This is a genomic window from Streptomyces sp. NPDC058284, assembly GCF_042881135.1.
GTDB lineage: Bacteria > Actinomycetota > Actinomycetes > Streptomycetales > Streptomycetaceae > Streptomyces.
The window spans coordinates 50,944-68,744 of sequence record NZ_JBHVYE010000006.1 but is presented as its reverse complement, the minus strand read 5'-3'; the positions used below and the strand labels follow the sequence as shown (position 1 = coordinate 68,744).

At 70.1% G+C, this 17,801-nt stretch carries 18 protein-coding genes; 6 read left to right on the top strand and 12 right to left on the bottom strand.

What is annotated here, in order from left to right:
- Positions 1 to 177 precede the first annotated feature (177 nt).
- Complete coding sequence (locus tag ACFVYR_RS11220) at positions 178 to 1,110, top strand: LysR family transcriptional regulator (RefSeq protein ID WP_384251888.1); 933 nt, start codon at positions 178 to 180, stop codon at positions 1,108 to 1,110.
- Between the two features lie 72 nt (positions 1,111 to 1,182).
- Here ACFVYR_RS11220 and ACFVYR_RS11215 read toward each other — a convergent pair whose 3' ends face one another.
- A complete protein-coding gene (locus ACFVYR_RS11215; protein ID WP_384251886.1) occupies positions 1,183 to 1,605 on the bottom strand; it encodes an ArsI/CadI family heavy metal resistance metalloenzyme in 423 nt (140 codons plus the stop codon).
- A gap of 96 nt (positions 1,606 to 1,701) precedes the next feature.
- On the opposite strand from ACFVYR_RS11215, the gene ACFVYR_RS11210 reads away from it, so the two are divergent.
- The 3 genes from ACFVYR_RS11210 (at position 1,702) to ACFVYR_RS11200 (ending at position 4,479) form a co-directional block, all read left to right on the top strand.
- Positions 1,702 to 2,169, top strand: a complete 468-nt coding sequence (locus ACFVYR_RS11210; RefSeq protein ID WP_384251884.1) for a metalloregulator ArsR/SmtB family transcription factor — start codon at positions 1,702 to 1,704, stop codon at positions 2,167 to 2,169.
- Positions 2,166 to 3,320: an ACR3 family arsenite efflux transporter gene (arsB, locus tag ACFVYR_RS11205; protein ID WP_384251881.1), complete on the top strand. Its 1,155-nt coding sequence runs from the start codon at positions 2,166 to 2,168 to the stop codon at positions 3,318 to 3,320. The genes ACFVYR_RS11210 and arsB overlap by 4 nt, the downstream gene beginning before the upstream one ends.
- Before the next feature lie 286 nt (positions 3,321 to 3,606).
- Entirely contained in the window at positions 3,607 to 4,479 is an 873-nt protein-coding gene (locus ACFVYR_RS11200) for an undecaprenyl-diphosphate phosphatase (protein ID WP_384251879.1), read from the top strand.
- 222 nt (positions 4,480 to 4,701) lie between these two features.
- On the opposite strand, the gene ACFVYR_RS11195 is transcribed toward ACFVYR_RS11200, so the two are convergent.
- From ACFVYR_RS11195 to ACFVYR_RS11145, 11 genes are all read right to left on the bottom strand, one after another.
- Positions 4,702 to 5,190: a hypothetical protein gene (locus tag ACFVYR_RS11195; RefSeq protein WP_384251876.1), complete on the bottom strand. Its 489-nt coding sequence runs from the start codon at positions 5,188 to 5,190 to the stop codon at positions 4,702 to 4,704.
- A gap of 544 nt (positions 5,191 to 5,734) precedes the next feature.
- Positions 5,735 to 6,574: a helix-turn-helix domain-containing protein gene (locus ACFVYR_RS11190; protein ID WP_384251874.1), complete on the bottom strand. Its 840-nt coding sequence runs from the start codon at positions 6,572 to 6,574 to the stop codon at positions 5,735 to 5,737.
- Positions 6,571 to 6,846, bottom strand: a complete 276-nt coding sequence (locus ACFVYR_RS11185; protein ID WP_384251872.1) for a DUF6879 family protein — start codon at positions 6,844 to 6,846, stop codon at positions 6,571 to 6,573. The genes ACFVYR_RS11190 and ACFVYR_RS11185 overlap by 4 nt, the downstream gene beginning before the upstream one ends.
- A gap of 357 nt (positions 6,847 to 7,203) precedes the next feature.
- On the bottom strand, positions 7,204 to 7,848 hold the full coding sequence (locus ACFVYR_RS11180) for an isoprenylcysteine carboxyl methyltransferase family protein (protein ID WP_384251869.1): 645 nt from the start codon (positions 7,846 to 7,848) through the stop codon (positions 7,204 to 7,206).
- Between the two features lie 14 nt (positions 7,849 to 7,862).
- Positions 7,863 to 8,795 carry an acyl-ACP desaturase gene (locus tag ACFVYR_RS11175; RefSeq protein ID WP_384251867.1) on the bottom strand — a complete coding sequence of 311 codons (933 nt, stop codon included), beginning with the start codon at positions 8,793 to 8,795 and terminating at the stop codon, positions 7,863 to 7,865.
- A gap of 68 nt (positions 8,796 to 8,863) precedes the next feature.
- Positions 8,864 to 9,979: a type III polyketide synthase gene (locus ACFVYR_RS11170; protein WP_384251865.1), complete on the bottom strand. Its 1,116-nt coding sequence runs from the start codon at positions 9,977 to 9,979 to the stop codon at positions 8,864 to 8,866.
- A gap of 5 nt (positions 9,980 to 9,984) precedes the next feature.
- Positions 9,985 to 12,117: an MMPL family transporter gene (locus ACFVYR_RS11165; RefSeq protein ID WP_384251862.1), complete on the bottom strand. Its 2,133-nt coding sequence runs from the start codon at positions 12,115 to 12,117 to the stop codon at positions 9,985 to 9,987.
- Between the two features lie 49 nt (positions 12,118 to 12,166).
- Complete coding sequence (locus ACFVYR_RS11160) at positions 12,167 to 13,390, bottom strand: beta-ketoacyl-[acyl-carrier-protein] synthase family protein (RefSeq protein WP_384251860.1); 1,224 nt, start codon at positions 13,388 to 13,390, stop codon at positions 12,167 to 12,169.
- Positions 13,380 to 13,649, bottom strand: coding sequence for an acyl carrier protein (locus ACFVYR_RS11155; RefSeq protein WP_384251857.1), 270 nt, complete (start codon positions 13,647 to 13,649; stop codon positions 13,380 to 13,382). The genes ACFVYR_RS11160 and ACFVYR_RS11155 overlap by 11 nt, the downstream gene beginning before the upstream one ends.
- Before the next feature lie 238 nt (positions 13,650 to 13,887).
- Positions 13,888 to 14,961, bottom strand: coding sequence for a sensor histidine kinase (locus tag ACFVYR_RS11150; RefSeq protein ID WP_384251855.1), 1,074 nt, complete (start codon positions 14,959 to 14,961; stop codon positions 13,888 to 13,890).
- Positions 14,954 to 15,649, bottom strand: a complete 696-nt coding sequence (locus ACFVYR_RS11145; RefSeq protein WP_384251852.1) for a response regulator transcription factor — start codon at positions 15,647 to 15,649, stop codon at positions 14,954 to 14,956. Before ACFVYR_RS11145 ends, ACFVYR_RS11150 begins: the two co-directional genes overlap by 8 nt.
- Before the next feature lie 87 nt (positions 15,650 to 15,736).
- Here ACFVYR_RS11145 and ACFVYR_RS11140 point away from each other — a divergent pair, with 87 nt between their 5' ends.
- Positions 15,737 to 16,417 carry a M15 family metallopeptidase gene (locus ACFVYR_RS11140; RefSeq protein WP_384251850.1) on the top strand — a complete coding sequence of 227 codons (681 nt, stop codon included), beginning with the start codon at positions 15,737 to 15,739 and terminating at the stop codon, positions 16,415 to 16,417.
- Between the two features lie 116 nt (positions 16,418 to 16,533).
- Positions 16,534 to 17,520: an endonuclease/exonuclease/phosphatase family protein gene (locus ACFVYR_RS11135; protein ID WP_384252151.1), complete on the top strand. Its 987-nt coding sequence runs from the start codon at positions 16,534 to 16,536 to the stop codon at positions 17,518 to 17,520.
- Positions 17,521 to 17,801 lie beyond the last annotated feature (281 nt).

The window sequence follows — 17,801 nt, the reverse complement described above, 5'->3', positions numbered from 1 at the left end:
GATGGCCCCTCCACTCGATCCACTCGGAGGTGGACAACTGATGCTTGGGTCCCGCATCACATCGCCCGTCCGGCCGCAGGCGCAAACAACCGTGGCTCGGCGAGCCACAACGATCGGTTGAGTCTGTCTCCCCTACGTCTGCCGGATCACGCCCCATAGGCCCCATAGGCTGCCCCCGTGGATACCGAGGCAGTGCGATCGTTCGTCCGTGCGGCCGAGCTCGGGCAGTTGCGGCACGCGGCCGACGAGCTGGGCGTGACACAGCAGGCGGTCTCGAAGCGGATCGCCGCCCTGGAGCGCGAGCTGGACGTCCGCCTGTTCACCCGCACCGCGCGCGGAGTCGAGCTGACCCTCGACGGCCAGGCCTTCCTGCCGCACGCGCGGAGCATCGTCGCGGGTGTCGACCGCGCCGTCGGCGCCGTCAGGCCGGGCTCACGGGCCCTGCGCATCGACGTTCTGGGCCTGCGCAGCGCGCAGGCCGTCATCCTGCACGACTACTGGCGATCGCATCCCGGGACCGACCTCGACGTGGTGACCCTCAGGGTCGACGACCCGCACGTGGCGGCCGCCGCGGTCCGGGCAGGCGATGTCGACGCCTCGTTCCGCAGCGTCACCGACCCGGCCGCGCTCCCGCCCGACGTGCGGATGATCCACGCCTTCCACTCCCCGCTGGAACTCCTCGTCGGCCCCAAGCACCCGCTCGCAGCCGCGCGCACGGTGACACCGGCCCGGCTGCGCGGGCTGCGGATCTGGGTGCCGGGCATCGCTCCCCGCAGCGAGTGGGCGGAGTTCTACGACGAGCTGGCCGGCCAGTTCGACCTGCGCGTCGACGCGGCGGGCCCGAACTTCGGCAACGAGGTGCTCCTCGACGCCCTCGCGGACTCCGCCGACGTGGCCACGCTCGTCGGCGCGCGCGACCGCTACATCTGGCCGGCCGGTCATGACCTGCGCCGCATCCCGATCGTGAACCCGACGCCCGCCTACCCGCTCTCCCTCATGCTCCCCCGGACGAACCCGCACCCGGGTCTCCGGCCGGTCATCAACCACTTCGCCAACCTGGCGCCGCTCCCCGAGCCGGTCTGGCTCCCGTCCTGGGCCACGACTCCGTAGCAGCCCTCAGCTCCGTAGCAGCCCTCAGCTCCGTAGCAGCTCCCAGCGTCGACGCCAGGGCCCCGGAGACGCTCAGCTGCCGCAGGCGCAATCCGTCGGGGCAAGGGCCTGACTCTTGCCCATCCGGTCGGCGTCGGCCTTGACGACGTAGACCTCCCACGGCTCCTTGCCGGGGCCGTGTACCCACACCTTGTCCTGGAGGGCGTAGCAGCAGGAGGTGTCGTTCTCCTCGAAGGTGGCGAGGCCCGCGTCCTTGAGGCGGGTCGTGGCGGCGGTGACCTCGTCCGTGCTCTCCACCTCTACGCCGAGGTGGTCGAGGCGGGTCTCCTGGCCGGGCTCGCCCTCGATGAGGACGAGCTTGAGCGGCGGGGAGGTGAGGGCGAAGTTCGCGTAGCCGGGGCGGCGCTTGGCGGGCCCGACCCCGAAGAGCTTGGAGTAGAAGGTGACGGACGCTTCGAGGTCGGCGACGTTGAGCGCGAGCTGGGCACGGGACATGGCGGTCCTCCCGGGTTGGTGTTGCATCGATGTCTGTCGATGCATGACGGACATGGCCACCTTGCGCCCTGGATCGATGGGCGTCAATATAGAAGGATGTCGAAACAAGAGCTCGTGGTGCTCGGCCAGGACGGCGCGGACGGATGCTGCCCCACCCTGCTGACCGCTCCGCTGGACGAGAACCGGGCCGAGACGCTGGCAAAGGTGTTCAAGGCCCTGGGCGACCCGGTCCGGCTGAGGCTGCTGTCGATGATCGCCTCCCGGTCCGGCGGCGAGGTCTGCGTCTGCGACCTCACCCCCGCATTCGACCTGTCCCAGCCGACGATCTCCCACCACCTCAAACTGCTCAAGCAGGCCGGGCTCATCGACTCCGAGCGGCGCGGCACCTGGGTGTACTACCGGCTGCTGCCCGACATGACCGACCAGCTCGCCGCGCTTCTCACCCGCCCCGCCGGGCAGACCCGGGCCACCCCTGCCGGGCAGCCCTCGCCCACCTCCGCCCGGCAGACCCCGGCAACCCCCGCCGGGCAGCCCTCGCCCACCCCCGCCGGGGCCGTCTCGTGAGCACCGGCACTTCCACGTCCGCGGGGCCGGTCGCCGGCCGGCTGTCGTTCCTCGACCGATTCCTCGCCGTGTGGATCCTCGTCGCGATGGCCGCCGGCCTGGGCCTCGGCCGCCTCGTCCCCGGCCTCGGCGACGCACTCGCGAAGGTCACCGTCACGGGGGTGTCGCTGCCCATCGCCCTCGGCCTGCTCGTCATGATGTACCCGGTCCTGGCCAAGGTCCGCTACGACCGCCTCCACACCGTCACCCGTGACCGCCGCCTGCTCGTTCCCTCGCTGGTCCTGAACTGGTTCGTAGGCCCGGCGCTGATGTTCGCGCTCGCCTGGCTGTTCCTGCCGGACCTGCCCGAGTACCGCACCGGCCTGATCATCGTGGGCCTCGCCCGCTGCATCGCCATGGTCGTCATCTGGAACGACCTCGCCTGCGGCGACCGCGAGGCCGCCGCCGTCCTGGTCGCCCTGAACAGCGTCTTCCAGGTCCTCGCCTTCGGCCTGCTCGGCTGGTTCTACCTGTCCGTGCTGCCCGGCCTGCTCGGACTGCAACAGACGGCGCTCGACGTGTCCGTGTGGGAGATCGCCCGCAGCGTGCTGATCTTCCTCGGCATCCCGCTGCTCGCCGGGTTCCTCACCCGCCGCCTCGGCGAGAAGGCCAGGGGCCGTACCTGGTACGAGACGAAGCTGATCCCCCGCATCGGGCCGTACGCCCTGTACGGACTGCTGTTCACCATCGTCGTGCTGTTCGCCCTCCAGGGCGACGCCATCACCTCCCGGCCCCTCGACGTCGCCCGCATCGCGCTGCCGCTCCTCGTCTACTTCGCGCTGATGTGGGCCGGGTCCATGGCCGTGGGCCGCGCGGTGGGACTCGACCATCCGAGGGCGACCACGCTCGCGTTCACCGCCGCGGGCAACAACTTCGAGCTGGCCATCGCGGTCGCCATCGCCACGTTCGGCGCCACCTCCGGGCAGGCCCTCGCCGGAGTCGTCGGCCCGCTCATCGAGGTCCCCGTTCTGATCGGCCTGGTGTATGTCGCCCTCGCCGCGCGCCGCTTCTTTCCTGGGGCGGCCGGGGCGGCCGGGGCGGCCGGGGCGTCGCCGCCGTCGGGCCCGGTCGGCGAGGAGACGGGACAGCGCGAGCCGTCGCTCCGGAGGTGAACAGCGCGAGCCGTCGTTCCGGGGGTGACGGGCAGCCCGCGAGCATCACGGCGGTCGACCGGGCCCCCGCCGGGTCGGCGCGGCCCGCGGTCGACGGCCCTCCCACCGTCCCGTAACCCAAGACCGCTACGCTGCCCACGACGAGGAACCCGACCGTGCCTCGTGCTCCGGCGTTCCGCCCCGCGCACGCCGAAGTCACCTTTCCGCCACGCCTCAGCCTCGCCCGCTATGACCGCTACGACCGCATCCGCGGCCTGATGATCAGTACTTGGACGGCGCAGTTTCCATGTCTTGGCTTGAATCCTTCATCCTCGGACTCGTCCAGGGACTGACCGAGTTCCTCCCCATCTCCTCCAGCGCGCACCTGCGGCTGACCGCGGCGTTCGCGGGCTGGCACGATCCCGGGGCCGCGTTCACGGCGATCACGCAGATCGGCACCGAGGCCGCCGTGCTCATCTACTTCCGCAAGGACATCGCGCGGATCCTGTCGGCGTGGTTCGGCTCGCTCTTCGGCAAGGTGCCGCGCTCGGACCACGACGCGCAGATGGGCTGGCTCGTCATCGTCGGCTCCATCCCCATCGGCGTCCTCGGCGTCACGTTCAAGGACCAGATCGAGGGCCCCTTCCGCGACCTCCGGCTGATCGCCACCACGCTCATCGTGATGGGCGTCGTCCTCGGCATCGCCGACCGCCTCGCGGCCCGCGACGAAACGGGCGGCAAGCACCGCGCCGTACGGGAGCGCAAGGGCCTGAGGGAACTCGGCGTCAAGGACGGCCTGATCTTCGGCATCTGCCAGGCGATGGCCCTGGTCCCCGGCGTCTCACGCTCGGGCGCCACTATCAGCGGCGGCCTCCTCATGGGCTACACCCGCGAGGCCGCGGCCCGCTACTCGTTCCTCCTCGCGATCCCCGCGGTCCTCGCGTCCGGCGTCTTCGAGCTGAAGGACGCGGGCGAGGGACACGTCGCCTGGGGCCCGACGATCTTCGCCACGATCATCGCCTTCGTCGTCGGCTACGCGGTCATCGCCTGGTTCATGAAGTTCATTACTACGAAGTCCTTCATGCCGTTCGTGTACTACCGGATCCTGCTCGGCATCGTCCTGGTTGTGCTGGTCAGCATGGGTGCGCTGAGCCCTCACGCCGGTGAAGCGAGCCACTGAAACGGGCTAGGAGGGGGGCGGGTCAGTCCGTCGGAGTAGAGGGCGGCCTCGGCAGGCTCCGGGGGGCCTCTGCCCGTGCGGCCCGGGCGGCGCGGAGCGCGCGCCGGATCCTCCCGCCCTCCTCGCAGTCCGTCATGGCCTGGCAGGGGCCGCATCCGTCACGGTGCGCGAGGAGACGTTGGTACGTCTCCTGCTCTTGGCGCTCCTCGGCTGTCCGTTCCGTCAGCACTGCTCTGCCCCCTCCTCGGCACTGCGTCCGATGCGGCTGAGGGCCTCCACGGCGAGGGGCTCGCACAGATCGCCCTCGAAGCGGGGCACGACCACCCACTGCGTGCCGGGCGGTTCGGTGCGGTCGAGCCTCGGCACGCCGAGGAAGGTGTCAATTCCCAGCCACGGCGCGACGTCCTGATGCCGCCACGTCCCTTTACGGCGTCGCCTCGTGAGGGCGTAGTACGTGCCGCCCATGGTGCGGCCGTCATAGATCACAGGGCCGTCGAGATGCTGCGCCAGCCGGGCCGCGACCACCTCCGGATCGGTGGAGCGCACCGCAGCGCGCACAAGGCGCTCGGGCAGGCGGACTGCATCGAACCTGCGGCCGCACGGGAGCAGCGCTACGCCGGTATCCGCCCACTCCCGGCGGGCCTGCGCAGGCTCCTGCAGGGAACGCGCCAGCCAGTCGGAGATGGCCGAGCCATCTCTTTGAATGGTCATCCGAATGCCTCCGCGGGAAGTCGTGGGCCACCGCCGGGGCATAGTGCGGCGGCGAGGTATACCGGGTCTGTCGGGCGGCCTGAACCGTCCGGACCCTCCAGCCATACGCGGCTACCGATAGTCCTGTTCGGTGGCGGGCAGCGCAGCGGCCAGTCAGGGGGCAGCACAGTGAGCGGTCGGACGTCGGCGAGCTGCTCGGCGGCATCGAGCGGAACGGGCCACCATGCGCGGTCGACCCGGAAGTCGAGGAACACCGGGCCTTGCTGGTGGTCTGGGACGCGTTGGACGGCTTGAAGGGCGTGGGAATGCTGAGCCTCGGCGACAAGCCATCGGGTGGAGTGGATGGCGGCGAGCTCGCCGCCCGCCCATGCTTTACGGGCTGCATCGGGGGCTCGGACGCAGTCAGCAAGCCAGGCATCCCCGGCTCCGTACTCAGGGATGTGTGTCGTTGAGACCATGAGTAGGACCGTAGGAGTCCGGCGCGCTCGATTGTTGATCGATTGCGCGCGATTGCACCTAACGAGATGTCAGTTGCAGGGGTTGCTCAAGAAGGGTCCAGAGAGGCACGGGCGCGGCCGATCAGACGCCGCGCCGTCGGCCCGCGCTCCGCCGACTCATCGAGCCAGTCCCACGCCCGCTCGTACAGTCGAATGTCCTCCTCGGCCGTGAGCCAGAGCTCCTCAGTGATGGTCTCGACGATGACCTGCCGCCGGTCGTAGATCCAGAATGAGTGCGCTGCCGTACGGCGCAGCTCGGCCCCGAACGGGATCACAGCGAGGTCGACTTGAGGCTGACCGACCACGTTATACAAGCGGTCGAGCTGTGCGGCCATCACACCCTTCGGGCACGAACGGTGGTACAGCGCGGCCTCACACAGCAGGAATCGGAACTCGCGGCCTGGCTCGTACAGAGCCCCTTGGCGGCGCATGCGGTTCTCCACGGCCTTCTCGGTCGTGGCCGGGATCTCGCGAAAGGCAGCGTTCGAGTCGAAGATGACACGCGCGTACTCGCGGGTTTGCAGCAGACCCGGAATCAGGGTGACCTCGAAAGCCCTGATCAGGCGCGTCGCCTCGGTCTCACGGATCGCAAGCTTCTGCCGCTCCGAATGGCCGCCCGCAAGTTGCCGCCGCCAGGAACGGTGCTTCATCTCCACACCCGCGCGTAGCCCCTGCAACTCGGGCTCCACCTCCGGTCGGCCCACGGCGCCGGCCCAAGCGGTGACGTCACGCGCGCTCGCCGACTGTCGACCGTTCTGGATACGGCTCACCTTGGACGGCTGCCAACCCAGCTTGGCCGCGAGGTCTTTGCCCTCCATGCCCGACTCGGCGCGCAGCTCACTGAGCCGTGCACCGAGGATCTGCCGGGCCTCCTGGAAGTCACTCACACATTGGAACGTACCCGTCGCTGAAACTTCCTGGTAGGCGTCGCGTGATGCCATGCGGCGTCGCGGGCCTGGCATGCGGCGAGGACTTCAGTAGGGTCCTCGGTGACGTACACGCCAAGGGCGGTGTCGTCCTCGTCGAAAGCGAAGCGGGCGACAAGTCGGGAGTCGAACAGCCAGAAGTCGCAGCTGGGCAGCCGGAGTTCCTGCGCACGCGAGCGCGTGAGGTGTCGGATGTCCTCGCCCGCGGCGACGTTGCTCGGTGCGCTCGCCATGGGATCAGAGCGTCCCAAGCGAAGATCGCTTCGACGAACGCCGCGAACGCCGCGAACGCCTCCGCAACTTGCTCTCGTCGTCGCGAACGGTCTTGTAAGCGTGTTGTCGCAATGGCGCCGCCGATCGCGCCAACAGCCTCAACGACCCCACCTAGAACAGCTGCGACCGCGCCGAGTGTGGCGACGCTTCCAGAATCCACGCCCCGCATTGTGTCGGTTACCCACAGGTGTCGGTTACCCACAGGCCCCCGCAGGCAGTTCACAAACGCCCGCCGCCAGGCACGATGACCCAGCTCGACGCCCCCGAACGCCACGGCCTGGCCCGGTCCACGCGCAAAGGGCCTCGCCGATCGATGCTCACGACGTTGTGCGGGTAGGTGACGTGCAACTAGATGACGTGCGGCACGGACAGTAGGAGTCCGTTGACGAGGTCGGCGAACAGCTCCGCGAATTGCCCCGCCCCGCTGGTCCCGCCGCAGGCCACAGCACCGCGTTCTCCGTGCGGACGCGGACGACGAGCCACGGCGTGTTGGCGATGGTGAAGAGCATGGCAGTGATCCATGCGGTGTGGACGAGGGGCAGGGCGATGCCTTCGAACAGGACGATGAGGTAGTTGGGGTGCCGCATCCAGCGGTAGGGCCCGGTGGTGACCAGCGGCAGCCCAGGTACGACGATGACGCGGGTGTTCCATCGGGGGCCGAGCGCCCTCATGCACCAGGCGCGGACTGCCTGCACGAGGACGAGGACGGCCAGCGCCGGCCAGCCGATCCAAGGGACGAAGGCCCGGTCGGTGAGGGCGACCTCCGCGACGATCCCGACGAGCAGGCAGACATGAAGGGTGATCATGACGGGGTGGTGGCGTTGCCCGTACTCGATGCCTCCGCGGTCGATGGCCCATCGCGCGTTCCGACGGGCGGTTGTCAGTTCGACCAGGCGCACGATGGTCACCGCGGTCATGAGAACGAACAGGCTTACGGGGATCGCCACCCAGCCCAGGGTCATGTCGGCTCCTCCTTCTACGCGTTCGCGAGCCGGTTGAGGCGTTCGGCCAGGGCGCGGTACCTGCCGGCACGGTCCGCTGATTCCTCCAGGTGGGCGGCGATCTCCTCCTGGGCGTGCTGTCCGACCGGTGTGAGTCCGGTGGTGTCGAGGGCGCCGAGCATGCGGACGAAGGGAAGGGCGATGTCCTTGTAGTAGATCTCCGGTGAGAGGATGCCCGACCTGGCCATGGAGCTGACCAGTCGGCCGAAGCCGGGTGCGGCGTGGCCAGGGGGGCGGAATGTCCTGAGGACCTTGGCCACAGCCTGCAGCGTTCGGTCGGGGTGCATGCGCATGCACGCCTGGAGGGTGGTCCGGTAGAAGAGCATGTGCCGGTTCTCGTCGTGGGCGATGCGCTGCATCAGGGCCCCGCACACCGGCTCGTCGCAGAGTCGGCGGATTCCCTGGTAGCTGACGCGGGTGCCGAGTTCCTGGATGGTGACGTAGACCAGAGAGGCGATGAGGTCGCCGCGGTAGTCGATCTCGTAGCCGTGCTGCACATGCGCGGCGCGGGCGTCCTCCAGAAGCGCCGGGTCGGCACTGCGGGTGACCACGAGGTAGTCACGGATGGCGGTGCCGTGTCTGGCCTCCTCCATGGTCCATCGATTGACCCAGACACCCCAAGGGCCGTCGAGCGACAGCATTTCCCCGATCACCCGGTGGTAACTGGGCAGGTTCTCCTCGGTGAGCAGGCTGTAGAGAAGACCGTCCCTAGCGGCCGCCTTCAGCTTCTGCTGGGAGGGGTCCCAAGGTTCCCCTTCGAGGAGACCGTCGAAGTCACGGCCCTGGCTCCACGGGACGTACTGGTGCGGGTACCAGTCGACGGTGGTCCGGAGATGCGTGTCGAGGGCGTCGGTGACCACCGGTTCGAGGTCGATCAGGATGCGTACGTCTGCGGGGACGGCGGGCATGGTCCGGGACACCTTTCTTGTCGTGCAGTCGTCGGGTTCGGCGGCAGGCGTCCCCCTACGGGGCGTGGCTACCAGCGGAGGAGGACCAGTTCGATGGCGAACCCCGGCCCCATGGCGGCGACCAGGCCGGGCGCGTTCGCGGGGGGCGGTGTTTCCATGGCCGCGTGCAGGATGTCCAGTACGGAGACGGACGAGAGGTTGCCCCGCTCGGCCACGGAGCGCCGAGTGAGGTCCAAGGCGCCGGGCTGCAGGTCCAAGGCCTGCTGTACACCGGTGAAGACCTTCGGCCCACCACCGTGGATGATCCAGCTCGCGATCTGGTGCGGCGCCAACGCGTGCCGCGCGAGGAGCCCTTGGACGGCCGTGGGCAAGTGCTTCTCCGTGAGCGTCGGGACCTCGGGCGACAGCAGGATCCGGAAGCCGTGGGAGCCGATGTCCCAGCCGAGGACGTCCTCGGTGCCGGGGACCAGCAGGCTGTGGGTGTCCACCAGCTCAGGCCCGGCGGGGCAGCCGTCCCGCTGGGCTCCGAAGGCCACGACGGCGGCAGCGCCGTCCCCGAAGAGGCTCCCGGCGACGATGTTCGCCACGGAACCGTCATTGCGCTGATGCGCCAGTGTGCACAGTTCCACGGCGAGGAGGACGGCCACTTGGTCGGGGTGGGCCAGTAGGTAGTCATGGAGCCGCGCCAGACCTGCGGCGCCTCCGGCGCAGCCGTTGCCGAACAGCGGGATACGTTTGACGTCCGGCCGCAGCCCGACCCGGTGGGCGAGCCGCGCCTCCAGCGACGGCACGGCCAGCCCGGTGACGGTGGTGCTGATCACCGCGTCGACCTCCTCAGGCCGGACGCCCGCGGCGCGCAGCGCGCCGGTCAGCGCCCGTTCCCCCAGATCCATGGCGGTCTCGAGCCAGACGCGGTTCTGCTCGGTGAAGTCCTCCCTGCGGGCGAGATCGGCGAGCTTCTCCAGCGGCAGGGAGAGCGAGCGGGTCTCCACACCCGAGTTGGCATGGATCTTGCGGAGTACCAGAGCGCCCGTCTCGGACTCCAGCAGCGTCGTGCGGGCCAGCGCGGCCAGGATCTCTTCCTGCCGGTATTGGTACGGCGGGAAGGCCGTCCGGATCGCCGCCACCTGTGGGCCGGTGACCGCCGACTGCCGGGTGGTGCGGTCATGTGTCGCCTGAGGCATCGACATCAGCTTCCGTCTTTCTTCACGGGTGCAGTGATCACTAACGGGAACCTGATGCGCGCCGGAGCCCACCAGTTCGCCGGACCGAGGGCCGCCATGACGGCGGGCACCAGAACTCCCCGCACCAGGACGGCGTCCACGAGCGCGCCGAGCGCGACGCCGATGCCGATGAACTTGAGCAGGGCGACGTGGGAGGTGGCCATGGCCGCGGTCGAGACCGCCACGGCTGCCGCGGCGGACGTCATCAGCCGGCCGGTGCGGGCGACGCCCTCGATGATCGAGGTGCGGTTGTCTCCGCAGCGGTCGTACTCCTCCCGGATACGGCCGAGCAGGAAGACCTCGTAGTCCACCGACAGGGCGAGCGCGATGAACAGGACGAACAGCAGCGTCGAGGCGTCCAGCGTGCCCGTCGCCGTGAAGTGGCCGAGCACCGCGCTGCCGTGGCCGTACTGGAAGAGAACGACGAGCGCGCCGAGGCTCGCCCCGAGACTGGCGGCGGCCACGATCAGAGCCTTCAAGGGGGCAACCAGGGTTCGCGTGAAGGCGCTGAGGAGGGCCAGGAGTCCCACAGCCAGCAGAGACAGGCACCACGGGAGGGCGCCGAGCACGGCGTCCACCGTGTCGACGACCTCCGCGGCTCGCCCGCCCACCGCCACGCTTCCCGGGGCGGGGGTTTGCCGTACCTCGCGCACCACGGTGCCCGCCTCCGGCGTGCCGGGGGCGGCGGACATGGTCGCCAGCAGCACGAGGGCCTCACCGGACGGAGCCGCACGCACCACGCGGACACCGGAGATGCCCGGGACACGGGCGATTCGGTCGCCGTACACCGGTGCACCGTCCGTCGCCCGCGGTCCGGTGACGACCACGGTGAGGAGCCGCTCCGGTGGCGCGGTGAACCCGGCGCGCACACGCTCGGCCGCTGCGGCAGCCGGAGCCGACGGAGGCAGCGTACGTTCGTCCACGATGCCGAGCCGAGCGTGAGTGAAGGGCAGCGCCAACAGGGCCAGCAGCAGCACCGCCAGGCCGCCCGACAGGAGGGGCCTGGCGGTGACCCTGGACGTCGTGCGATGCCAGAAGCGGCTCCCGTCCCCGGTACGGGCACGCCGCCACCGCCCCAGCGGGTCCCATGCCTGGGCCCGGGGGCCGAGCAGCCGCAGACTGGCGGGCAGCACGGTCAGGGCGACCAACGCCGCGAGGGCGGTGACGACCATGCCCGCCAGGGACAGTGCGCGCAGCATCGGCACCGGCACCACCAAGGCGGTGGCGAGGCATACGGTGACTGCGGCGGCGGAGAACGCGATCGAACGGCCGCTGGAGCGGCGGGCGGCCGCCAGCGCCGTGTGAAGGTCCGCGCCCCGCGAGGTCTCCTCCCGTACGCGGGCCAGCAGGAAGAGGCTGTAGTCGACGGCCAGGCCGAAACCGATCGCCGATGCGGCGTTCACCGCGACCCGTGAAACGTCGGTCACCTGCGCCAGCAGGCCCAGGACCGGGATGGTGCAGCCGATGGCCAGCGCGGCCACGACCACGGGCAGCAGCGCGGACACCACGGACCCGTAGGCGAAGACCAGGACGACGAAGAGTACCGGCGCCGCCAGCAGTTCGGCCCGGCTCAGATCGCGCTCGACGGTCTCGTCGATCTCCCGGTTGGCCCATACTTCGCCACTGGGCTCCACCCGCATCCCCGGGACGGCTGAGCGGGCCGCCGCCACCACGCCGGGTGCCACCTGTTTACGTTCCTTGTCCGTCCCCTTCAGCCGTACGGCGACCAGCAGGGTCCGTCCGTCCTTGGAGCGCAGCCACGGGTCACGCGTGGTCCGTGCCGACCACACGGTCTTGACGTCGCGCTGCCCGGCCAGCGTGTCCGTCACCGCTGTGGTGCCGTCCCGGACGGAGACCCCCCGTCCACCGTCGGTGGGCTGCGAAACGCCGGTGCGCCGGGAAACGGCCAGGAGCAGATCGGGCGAGGGCACACCGAGCCGCTCCGCCTGTCGTCCGGCGCGCCTCGCCTCCGTGTCCGTCGCGACCGCGCCGCCCGTGCTCAGCGCCGAGAAGGCGACCGGGGCCAGCACCCCCGCGCACACCGCCGCCAGCAGGGCGCTCACCACCACCAGCCAGGCCCGGCGCCGCACCGCATCCATCCGCGTGTCTCCGTCTTGCATCCGATCCGGACGCTTCGTCCGGCTCCCGTCAGGAAGCCGTGAACAACAGAACGGCGTTCTGGCCACCGAAGCCGAAGGAGCAACTGATCCCCGCGTCGCCGCGCGTGGGGCGGGGACGTCCGGCGACGATGTCCAGCTTGTGGTCCCCGTCCTGGCCCTCGAAGTTCGCCACCGGCGGGACGGCCGCATGGCGCAGCGCGAGAACCGTGTACGCCGCCTGGATCGCCCCGGCCGCCCCCAGCGCATGCCCGATCACGCCCTTGGACGCGGTGACCGGCGGCCCGTCGTCACCGAAGACGCGGACGAGGGCTCGTGCCTCGGCCGCGTCGTTCAGCGGGGTGGAGGTACCGTGCGCGTTGACGTGGCCGACGTCCATCGGCCCGCACGCGGCGTCGGCGAGAGCGGTACGGACAGCGCGGACCGCGCCGTCGCCCTGCGGGTGCGGGGCGATGGGGTGGTGAGCGTCGGCGCCGGCACCGTAACCCCGCAGCAGCGCCAGTACGGGAGCCCGGCGGGCCCGCGCCGCGCATGCGCGTTCGAGGACGAGGATGCCGGCGCCCTCGCCCAGGACGAAGCCGTCACGTTGCGCGTCGAAGGGCCGACTGGCCAGAGCCGGTTCAGCCTTGCGCCGGGACAGTGCCCGCATCCGCGTGAAACACGTGGCCGTCATGCGCGAGCGAGCCGACTCACTGCCGCCCGCAAGGACGATGTCGCAGGTACCGGATCGCAGCAGGTCCCGGGCCACTCCGATCGCGGTGGCACCCGACGCGCAGGCGCTGGCGGTGGTGAAGTTGGGGCCGCGCACGCCCAGGTCGATGGCGACCTCGCCCGCGGCCATGCTCGGAACGCTGCGCGGGAGCGCGAGCGGCGAGACCCGCTCCGGCCGCCCGGCGCCGAGGTGGCCGAACTCGGTGACGTACGTGCTCAAACTGTTCGATCCCACGCCCAGGACGACACCGACTCGCTCCGCTTCCCAGGTACGACGATCGAGGCGCGCGTCCGCGACAGCCCGCCGGGCTGCGACGAGGGCGAACTGGATGAAGCGGTCCCCGCGCCGCGCCGACGCCCGGCCGAGTTCCGTCTCGGCGTCGAAGTCCGTCACCCGGCAGGAGAAGTCGACGGGCAGGCCCGCCAGGCCGGGATCCGTCGCGGCCAGCGAGCGCCCCCGGCACAGGACCGCCCAGTTCGCCTCCGCCGTATGCCCGGCCGGAGTCACAAGCCCCAGCCCGGTGACCGCGATCTCAGCGTGCATGCTCGAACGCCCGAGCCGCCTCGCCCAGGGTCGAGGACGGGCGCATGTCCAGGGCGTTCTCGGGCAGGACGATTCCGTACTCCTCCTCCGCCGCCACCACCAACTCGAACAGCGACAGCGAGTCCAGGCCGAGACTCTCGAACGTTGTCCTGGCGGAGAACTCACCGGCATCCGCCTCGACATTGAGATGGCCGGTCAGCAGGGCCACCAACTCCTCGGGAAGGGCCGACTCCGCCGCGCCTTCTGCCGCCTGCCTCATGTCTTGGTCTCCTGTTTCCACAGCTCTCGCTCCCGCTCCCGCAGCACAGCTTCCGCCATATTGCCGACCACGCCCGCACCTCTCCCCCGTCCTGCCCGTCATCTGTTCAGCTGTGCGTCGCTGTGTAAACACCAACAAGGTGTGTAGGGAACGACCTGTCACTCGTTCGTGTTCGTAGGGCCGCGTGCCGGACTTGCGGGGCTGACCAGCGGCTCGGGACGGGCGGGTCCGACGGGTCTCATGCCCTCATCGGGAGTTCCACCGTCACGTGCAGTCCGCCGGTGGGGCGCGGGGTCAGGGTGAGTGTGCCGTCGTGGGCCTCGGTGATGGTCTTGACGATGGCCAGGCCCAGGCCGACGCCGGCGTGATCGGTGTGCGTGCGTACGCGTTCGGTGCGTTGGAACGGTTCGGTGAGGGTCGAGGCCAGCTCCGGGGTGACCTGCTCGCCGGTGTTCTCCACCGTGAGCAGTACGGTCCCTGGGCGGTGGACGCCGGTCGTGACCCGCACCATTCCCTCCCGCGGCAAGTTGTGGACGATCGCGTTGTGGACGAGGTTCGTGGTCAGCTGCAGCAGCAGGGCCCGCGAGCCGGTCGTCGGAGTGATGTCACCGCCCGTCTCAAGGGTGACGCCGCGCTTCTCCGCGAGCGGGAGGAGCGTTTCGGTGGCTTCTTCGGCCATGAGGGACAGGTCGACGTGTTCACGGGTGAAGGACCGCCGGTCGGCGCGGCTGAGCAGCAGCAGGGCTTCGGTGAGGTCGATCGCCCGGGTGTTGACGGTGTGGAGGCGTTCGATGATCTTGTCGGTGTCGCGGTTCGGGTCGGTGCGGGCCACGTCGAGAAGTGCCTTCGTCACGGACAGCGGGGTGCGCAGCTCGTGCGAGGCGTTGGCCGCGAACCTCCGCTGCTCGGCGACGTGCGCTTCGAGCCGCGCCAGCATCGTGTCGAAGGCGTCGGCGAGTTCGCGGAACTCGTCGTTGCGGCCCGGCAGCCGGACGCGGTGGGAGAGGGAACCGTTCGCGGCGATGCGGGTGGCCTCGGTGATGCGCGTCAGGGGTGCGAGCATCCGGCCTGCGAGCAGCCACCCTCCCCCGAGGCCGAACACCAGCAGGAACGTCAGGACGACCGCCGCGATCGGAGCGAAGTCGCGCAGGACGGACAGGCTGTAGCCGGGCCTGAAGACGAGTCCGACGTGGTTCACACGCGTCAGGAACACCCAGGCGGCCGCGAGCAGCAGGACGCCGGTGAGCATGAGGAAACCGGCGTAGCTGAGGGTGAGTTTGGCGCGAACGCTGAGCCCGGGGGTTCTAGCCACAGTCCGCTCCCTGGTCCTCGGCCTGTGATGGCGTGTCGACGCGGTAGCCGACACCCGGCACGGTGGCGATGATCCAGGGCCGGCCGAGTCGTTTGCGCAGTGCCGAGACGGTGATGCGCACCGCGTTGGTGAACGGATCGGCGTTCTCGTCCCAGGCCCGCTCAAGGAGTTCCTCGGCGCTGACGACACCGCCTTCCGCGGCGACGAGGACTTCGAGTACGGCGAACTGTTTCCTGGTCAGCGCGACGTAACGGCCGTCGCGGTAGACCTCCCTGCGGAACGGGTCGAGCCGAAGCCCCGCGATCTCCCGCACGGGCGGCCTGATGTGGGCGCGCCTGCGGTCGAGTGCTCTGAGTCTGAGCACGAGTTCGCGGAGTTCGAAGGGTTTCGTGAGGTAGTCGTCGGCTCCGAGTTCGAAGCCCGAGGCCTTGTCGTCGAGACGGTCGGCCGCGGTGAGCATGAGGATCGGCATGCCGCTGCCGGAGGCGACGACGCGTGCGGCGATCTCGTCGCCGGACGGCCCGGGGATGTCGCGGTCGAGGATGACGATGTCGTAGCTGTTGGTACTCAGCAGTTCCAGAGCCGTGCCCCCGTCACCTGCGATGTCGGCAGCGATCGCGGCCAGCCGCAGGCCGTCGCGGATGGCTTCCGCCAGATAGGGCTCGTCCTCGACGATGAGCACACGCATGGCTGCGATGCTACGAGCCGACACTTATCGTCGGCGTATCGAAAACCGCATACGTGCTGACAACACCGTGCTGCCTTGACTGGCGGCATGACTCGGATCCCACCATCAGCACGATCATCACCCCGTCGAATACGCCGGTTTCTCGTCGTCGGCCTGCTGGTCCTCACAGCGGCGATCGCCGCGGTCCTCGGCCGCGACGTACTGGAATCCTCGTTCTCCTCGACCCCCTTACCGACGAATTCTCTGCACCGTGAGCACGGTGAGTCCCGCGAGCCCCGTGAATCCGGCGAGTCCCGCGAGTCCCGCGATGCGCTGGACGAGGCCGACGGTGTCGTACCGGACGGTGTGACGGTCTTCGACGACTCGGTTCCCGCCGTGGCCAACCTCGATCCGGATCTGCTCAAGGCGCTCCACCGGGCCGCAGGGGCCGCCGCGGACGACGGAGTCGAGTTCTACGTGAACAGCGGCTGGCGCTCCTCGCGGTACCAGAATCAGCTCCTTCGCGAGGCGGTCGACAAGTACGGCTCCAAGGACGAGGCGGCCCGATGGGTGGCGACCGCGGCGACGTCTCCCCATGTGTCGGGCGACGCGGTCGACATCGGACGCTCACAGGCAACGGCGTGGCTGTCCGAGCACGGCGCCGCATACGGGCTGTGCCCCCTCTACGAAAACGAACCCTGGCATTACGAACTGCGCCCCGAAGCGGCCGACGGCCACTGCCCGCGCATGTATGCCGACCCTTCCCAGGACCCGAGGATGCAGCAGTGAACAGCAGTGTGGAGACGGCGGCGGCACAAGCTGAGGCCGGTGCTGGAGCGGAGGCCCGGCAGGGCGGGGCCCGACCTGGCGCCCGGCGCGCCCTCGGCATCCTCCGCGTCCGCCGGCTGGTCGGTGGCGCCCTCCGGCCCGGCATATGGAAGCGCGGCCTCATCCTCGCGGCCCTGGCGCTCTCCCTCGGCCTGCTCCTGCTGCTGCACGCGCACATCACCGACCGCGGCGGCCTCGGCAGTCTGGTGGAGACCTTCCTGCCGTGGTACGGCCTGCTCATTCCGGTGCTGCTGGCCGCAGCACTGTGGCGCCGTTCCGCCTCGGCCGTGGTCGCGCTGCTGCTGCCGGTCACGGTGTGGCTGAACCTCTTCGGCGGGCTGCTCGGCGACAAGTCCCACCCGAGCGGCGACCTCACCGTGGTCAGCCACAACGTCGACGCCGCCAACCCCGACCCGGTCGGCACCGCCCGCGATCTGGCCGCCTCCAAGGCCGACGTACTGGCCCTTGAAGAGATCACCCCGCAGGCGAAGCCGCTGTACGAGAAGGCTCTGGCCAAGGCGTACCCGTACCACGCGGTGCGGGGCACGGTCGGGCTGTGGAGCAGGTTTCCGCTGTCCGACACCAGGCGTGTCGACATCGAGACGGACTACGGACCGCTGGCGGACACCAGGCCGGCCAAGGCCACGTCGGCCGACACGCGGGCGCTGCGCACCACCGTGGCCACGGACAAGGGTCCGCTGGCGGTGTACGTGGCCCATCTGGGGTCCGTACGCGTGTTCCCCCGCGACGGCTTCTGGACCGGCAGCCGGGACCGCGGCGCGAAGGCGCTCGCCGAAGCCGTCGCCGCGGAGCCGAACAGGCGAATGGTGCTGCTCGGTGATCTGAACGGCACGGAGGACGACCGCGCGCTCGCCGGCATCACCTCGCGGCTGGACTCCGCCCAGGAGGAGGCCGGCGACGGCTTCGGCTTCAGCTGGCCCGCGAAGTTCCCGGTGGCGCGGATCGACCAGATCCTGGTCCGCGGCGTCGCGCCGACGAGTTCATGGGTGCTGCCGGCCACCGACAGCGATCACCGGCCGGTGGCGGCCGGGATCAGCTGGTGAACGCGCGTACCGACCCCGGCCTGCACGCCCCGCCCTACCCTGCACGCCCTGCACGCCCTGCACGCCCTGCCCCGCACGCCCTGCCCACCCGCTCAGCGGTACTGGGCGGGGCCCGATCAGGACTGGGGGCGGCTGCCGTGGTTGGCCGCGTGCTTGCGGCGGGCCTTCTTCTTGCGGCGTCGCTTCGAGGACATGTCGCCGCCCCTTTCCATCGGAGAGCAGTTTCGGTCAGGATCGAGCAGGTTTGCGGTATAAGCCTGCTCTTTCGCTGCTTTCCACCG

Bases quoted from the DNA above. Each gene is read 5' to 3' on its own strand.
- ACFVYR_RS11215 (WP_384251886.1), bottom strand. From the start codon at position 1,605: ATGTCCCGTGCCCAGCTCGCGCTCAACGTCGCCGACCTCGAAGCGTCC.
- ACFVYR_RS11210 (WP_384251884.1), top strand. From the start codon at position 1,702: ATGTCGAAACAAGAGCTCGTGGTGCTCGGCCAGGACGGCGCGGACGGA.
- ACFVYR_RS11200 (WP_384251879.1), top strand. From the start codon at position 3,607: ATGTCTTGGCTTGAATCCTTCATCCTCGGACTCGTCCAGGGACTGACC.
- ACFVYR_RS11195 (WP_384251876.1), bottom strand. From the start codon at position 5,190: ATGACCATTCAAAGAGATGGCTCGGCCATCTCCGACTGGCTGGCGCGT.
- ACFVYR_RS11185 (WP_384251872.1), bottom strand. From the start codon at position 6,846: ATGGCGAGCGCACCGAGCAACGTCGCCGCGGGCGAGGACATCCGACAC.
- ACFVYR_RS11180 (WP_384251869.1), bottom strand. From the start codon at position 7,848: ATGACCCTGGGCTGGGTGGCGATCCCCGTAAGCCTGTTCGTTCTCATG.
- ACFVYR_RS11175 (WP_384251867.1), bottom strand. From the start codon at position 8,795: ATGCCCGCCGTCCCCGCAGACGTACGCATCCTGATCGACCTCGAACCG.
- ACFVYR_RS11170 (WP_384251865.1), bottom strand. From the start codon at position 9,979: ATGCCTCAGGCGACACATGACCGCACCACCCGGCAGTCGGCGGTCACC.
- ACFVYR_RS11165 (WP_384251862.1), bottom strand. From the start codon at position 12,117: ATGGATGCGGTGCGGCGCCGGGCCTGGCTGGTGGTGGTGAGCGCCCTG.
- ACFVYR_RS11160 (WP_384251860.1), bottom strand. From the start codon at position 13,390: ATGCACGCTGAGATCGCGGTCACCGGGCTGGGGCTTGTGACTCCGGCC.
- ACFVYR_RS11155 (WP_384251857.1), bottom strand. From the start codon at position 13,649: ATGAGGCAGGCGGCAGAAGGCGCGGCGGAGTCGGCCCTTCCCGAGGAG.
- ACFVYR_RS11145 (WP_384251852.1), bottom strand. From the start codon at position 15,649: ATGCGTGTGCTCATCGTCGAGGACGAGCCCTATCTGGCGGAAGCCATC.
- ACFVYR_RS11140 (WP_384251850.1), top strand. From the start codon at position 15,737: ATGACTCGGATCCCACCATCAGCACGATCATCACCCCGTCGAATACGC.